This is a genomic window from Pseudomonas sp. S36 (assembly GCF_016647875.1).
Taxonomy (GTDB): Bacteria; Pseudomonadota; Gammaproteobacteria; order Pseudomonadales; family Pseudomonadaceae; genus Aquipseudomonas; species Aquipseudomonas parafulva.
On the sequence record NZ_JACVVG010000089.1, the window covers coordinates 1 to 4,110 of the forward strand.

3 protein-coding genes and 1 tRNA gene are annotated in these 4,110 nt (G+C 58.5%); 3 read left to right on the top strand and 1 reads right to left on the bottom strand.

Translation table 11 applies throughout. The features are described from left to right. Positions 1–57: 57 nt before the first annotated feature. Positions 58–384: an Arc family DNA-binding protein gene (locus IAE36_RS23385; protein ID WP_003254499.1), complete on the bottom strand. Its 327-nt coding sequence runs from the start codon at positions 382–384 to the stop codon at positions 58–60. Positions 385–729: 345 nt separating this feature from the next. On the opposite strand from IAE36_RS23385, the gene phnN reads away from it, so the two are divergent. The 3 genes from phnN (at position 730) to IAE36_RS23400 (ending at position 3,933) form a co-directional block, all read left to right on the top strand. Then, entirely contained in the window at positions 730–1,323 is a 594-nt protein-coding gene (gene phnN / locus IAE36_RS23390) for a phosphonate metabolism protein/1,5-bisphosphokinase (PRPP-forming) PhnN (protein WP_201214966.1), read from the top strand. A 110-nt stretch (positions 1,324–1,433) separates the two neighbouring features. Beyond that, positions 1,434–1,510, top strand: a tRNA-Arg gene (locus IAE36_RS23395). Positions 1,511–1,716: 206 nt separating this feature from the next. Then, positions 1,717–3,933, top strand: a complete 2,217-nt coding sequence (locus IAE36_RS23400) for a TonB-dependent siderophore receptor (protein WP_201214967.1) — start codon at positions 1,717–1,719, stop codon at positions 3,931–3,933. Positions 3,934–4,110: the final 177 nt, after the last annotated feature.

Sequence of the window (4,110 nt, forward strand, 5' to 3'; positions counted from 1 at the left end):
GCCTATCGGCCTACCTGAGCAGGTGTAAACCTATTTCAGGACTAGACACTGAAAAACTCAGGAGGCGTCTGCGGCCATTTCCACATCGTGAGCGATGAGGGCCACCAGTGCATTCTGCTGGCGGTGCGACAGCTGGCGGAAGCGTTGCAGCAGCTCGCGCTCGTGCAACGACAGCTCGGGGCTGTCCAGGCGCATGCTCAACTCATCACCGAGCGCACCCTCCTGGATGAGGCTCTGCTCCAGGCGTGCGATGATTTCCGAGTTCATGCTGCGGTGATGGTTGCGTGCTACCTCGGCAATGCGCTCACGCATCCCGTCTGGCAGGCGGACGACGAACTTGTCAGCAGTGCGGCTCGAATAGATAGCCTGTTTCATTGGGCGCATATAAGTTGACCAGATTTTGGTTCAGGGGAAGCGGTTCTCAAATTGGCCGCGCGGGGTGGAAATAAGACCGTAGCAACGACAAAATGTTCAACCGGCAGTGAAAATGGACGCACATATTGCCTCAATACCGCCGTTTCCTTGGCGTCAATTCTGTGACAAATAGTGAGCCGGGTAAAGGCTTTTTGCCAGTACCAATTATCAGAAATGAGCACTGGTTCGAAAAGTTTCACATTTACGCCTGGTCACGAACGTCAGGCTTGTGCCATTGATTCGTAGCAAAACCCAGCAAAACAGCTTGGAAAAAACCTCAAATGCGCCGGCTTCCTACTCAAGAGCATAGTGACTATGCACCATGACGCAAGCGGTACCCCTTCATGCACCGGCAAATTGATACTACTCATGGGACCCTCAGGTGCCGGGAAAGATTCCCTGATCGACGCCGCCCGGGACCGTCTTGCGGCGGCGGGGATTCAGGTTGCCCGCCGAATCATCACCCGCTCTGCCGAATCGAAGGGTGAAGCTGCAATTGGTGTAACACCAGCGCAGTTTGCCATGCTGCGCGATGAGGGCGCGTTTGCCATGCACTGGCAAGCCAATGGGCTGGGCTACGGCATACCCCGCCAGGTGGATGACTGGTTGGCAAACGGTACCTCCGTGTTGGTGAATGGCTCGCGGGCCTACCTGCCACAGGCGCGTCAGCGTTACCCCGACCTGCTTGCGATACTTGTGGATGTGCGGCCTGACGTGCTGCGCCAGCGCTTGTTGGCACGCGGTCGCGAAACCTTGGACGAGGTGGAGCAGCGCCTGGCTCGCAATGCCGGCCTGCAGTCCACCTATGACCCCAGCGTGCGCGTACTGGACAATTCGACCACCCTGCAGGCCGCCGTCGGCGCCCTGTTCGAACTGCTTCACCAGGAAGGGGTTGTGCCGCCTGAATGACGCGCCAGAAAAGGATTACGCGAAAAACCCTGCTCAGCACATGACAAACCCGGGCATGCTGGTTAACATGCTCGCCGTTCCGCTGTGCAGCGCCTGCTGCCGGCCGCTGCGTCTCAGTAGCTCAATTGGATAGAGCATCCCCCTCCTAAGGGGAAGGTTGCAGGTTCAATTCCTGCCTGGGACGCCATTTCTCACGTGCACTGCACGCCTCGCAAGTTCCAGCACTACTCATACCCATCCCCAAAAATCTCGCTCTCCGGGCGCGTTCTCGATTCTGTCGAGGCTTAACCCCCGCAAAAGTCAATATCAATAATGAGATTGATTAGCATTGGCAGTTGATTGTCATGTAGATTCCCCCACAGGATTTTTACCTGCACAAGGAGTCAGCCCGCAATGCCCCCGTCCATCAACCCCGCCATGACGTTCGCCCTTGGCCTCTGCGCCTGCGTTTTCAGCCCCTTGCCCCTTGCGGAGGAGGAGGGTAAGGCCAAAGGTGCCGTGATGGAGCTTGGCTCCACTGACGTGGTCGCTACCAGCCTGGGCAGTACCACCGAGAACAGTGGTTCCTACACCACTGGCAGCATGAGTGCAGCGACCCGCCTCAACCTCTCGGTCAAGGAAACCCCACAGTCTGTATCGGTGATATCCCGCCAGCAGCTGGATGACTTTCAGCTCAATACGCTTTCGGAGGCGCTGGCCCACGTCACGGGTGTCACGGTTCAGCGCAATGACTCGGAGCGCCCCAGCTATTACTCGCGTGGCTACGCGATCAACAATTTCCAGATCGATGGCATGCTCAACACCTTCTCTGGGCTCAAGTCCGACTCGGACACCATCATCTACGACCGAATCGAGGTGGTGCGGGGTGCCACCGGCCTGACCACAGGCGCGGGCGACCCCTCGGGCACGATTGCCATGGTGCGCAAGCGCCCGACCCATCAGTTGGCCGTCAGCAGTGGCGTCAATGCTGGCAGCCATGACAACTACTACAGCTACCTGGATGCCGGCGGCCCATTGGGCTGGGACGGCCGTTTGCGCGGGCGCACGGTGCTGGCCTATCGCGACAACAAATCGTTCATGGACAAGTACGCCACCCAGCGGGAGGTTGCCTATGGTGTGCTTGAAGCCGACCTGACCGACAGCACGGTGCTCGCGCTGGGCTATGACTACCAGAACAAGCATGTGCAAGGTTCCTCGTGGGGCACCGTGCCGTTCTGGAATGCCGATGGCAGCAAGGCCAAGCTTCCCAGGTCGACCAACCTCACCGCGCCATGGTCTTCCTGGCCGTTGAAAGACCAGACGGTGTTCGCCACCCTTGATCAACGCTTGGCCAACGACTGGTCCATGAAGCTGGCCTACACCCATCGGCAGACCGACAGTGACGGCAAGGTTTACTACGGCGGCAACGGTTTCCCCGAGGCAGACCGCAGCGGCATGCGCGCCTGGTACGCGCATTTCGGCGGGCAGGAGAAAATGGACGCGGTCGATTTCAACCTCGCCGGCCCCTTCCAGCTATTGGGTCGCAGCCATGATTTCATGATCGGCTACGGGGAGTCGAAGCGGCGCAACAGCGAGCCTTACTTTGTCGACCTGCCTGTGCCCGAGGGCTATGACCGGATCCGTGACTGGAAATACATGGGGTCGATCCCCAAGTTCCAGGACATTGATAGCGGCCTGGACGGTGGGCGCTCCTATACCCGACAGAAGGCTGGCTATATCGCCACGCGGCTGAACCCCACAGACCGCCTGCATTTCGTATTGGGTAGCCGCTACGGCAGTTGGGAAACCCAGCGCCGGGACTGGGCCTACGATGACGCCCTGAATGTCAGCGAGCAATCCACCAGCAAGCAGACGCAGAACGACCAATGGACCCCCTACGCCGGTGTGCTCTTCGACCTGACCGAACAGTTCACCCTGTACGCAAGCTACACCGATATTTTCAACCCGCAGACGGTGAGGGACGTCAACAAGCAGTACATCGAACCGGTGGTGGGCAAGGTGTACGAGGTCGGGCTGAAGGGAAGCCTGTTCCAGGAGCGGCTTAACCTGAGCACGGCGGTGTTCCGCAGCAAGCAGGACAACGTGGCCGAGCAAGATGACTCCGTGCCGCCTGATGGCGACGAAATCTTCTACAAAAGCGGCGGTAAAGGCATCGTTGTGGAAGGGTTCGAGGCCGAAGTAGCAGGCGAGGTGATGACCGATTGGCAGATGAGCCTGGGCTACAGCTATACCCATGCCGCCACGGCGGAGAAAAAGCGCAAGAATACCGAGCAGCCTTTGAACCTGGTGCGCTTCTCCAGCACTTATAAAGTGACGCCTGCCTTGACGGTGGGGGCGAGCCTGGACTGGCAGAGCGATAACTTCCGCATGGGTAACCGCCCGGTCGGTCGTGAGGGGGGCAGGGTCGTTACCACCCGGGACAAGATTGGGCAGAAGGCCTTTTCAGTGGTGGGGTTGATGGCTCGCTACCAGATCGATGAGCACCTGGCGGCTTCTTTCAATGTGAAGAACCTGTTCGATGAGCATTACTACAACAATGTGGGGTTCTATAACGGGGTTTATCAGGGTGAGCCGCGGACGATGATGGTGAGTCTGGACTGGCGGCTGTAAGCGGTTACTGGGGCCGCCTGGCGGCCCATCGCAGGTATTGCTCGCTTCCGTAAACCTTTTGTGGGGCAGTCCATACTGTGGGATCAACTGTCTTCCACAAAATCTGAATGCTGGTGCAATTCACCTTGTGGGAGCAACTGTCTTCCACAAGATCTCAAAGTTGGCGCAATCACTGTG

What these genes read in the sequence shown, in the direction of transcription:
- IAE36_RS23385 (WP_003254499.1), bottom strand. Translation starts at nt 384, where the DNA reads ATGCGCCCAATGAAACAGGCTATCTATTCGAGCCGCACTGCTGACAAG.
- phnN (WP_201214966.1), top strand. Translation starts at nt 730, where the DNA reads ATGCACCATGACGCAAGCGGTACCCCTTCATGCACCGGCAAATTGATA.
- IAE36_RS23400 (WP_201214967.1), top strand. Translation starts at nt 1,717, where the DNA reads ATGCCCCCGTCCATCAACCCCGCCATGACGTTCGCCCTTGGCCTCTGC.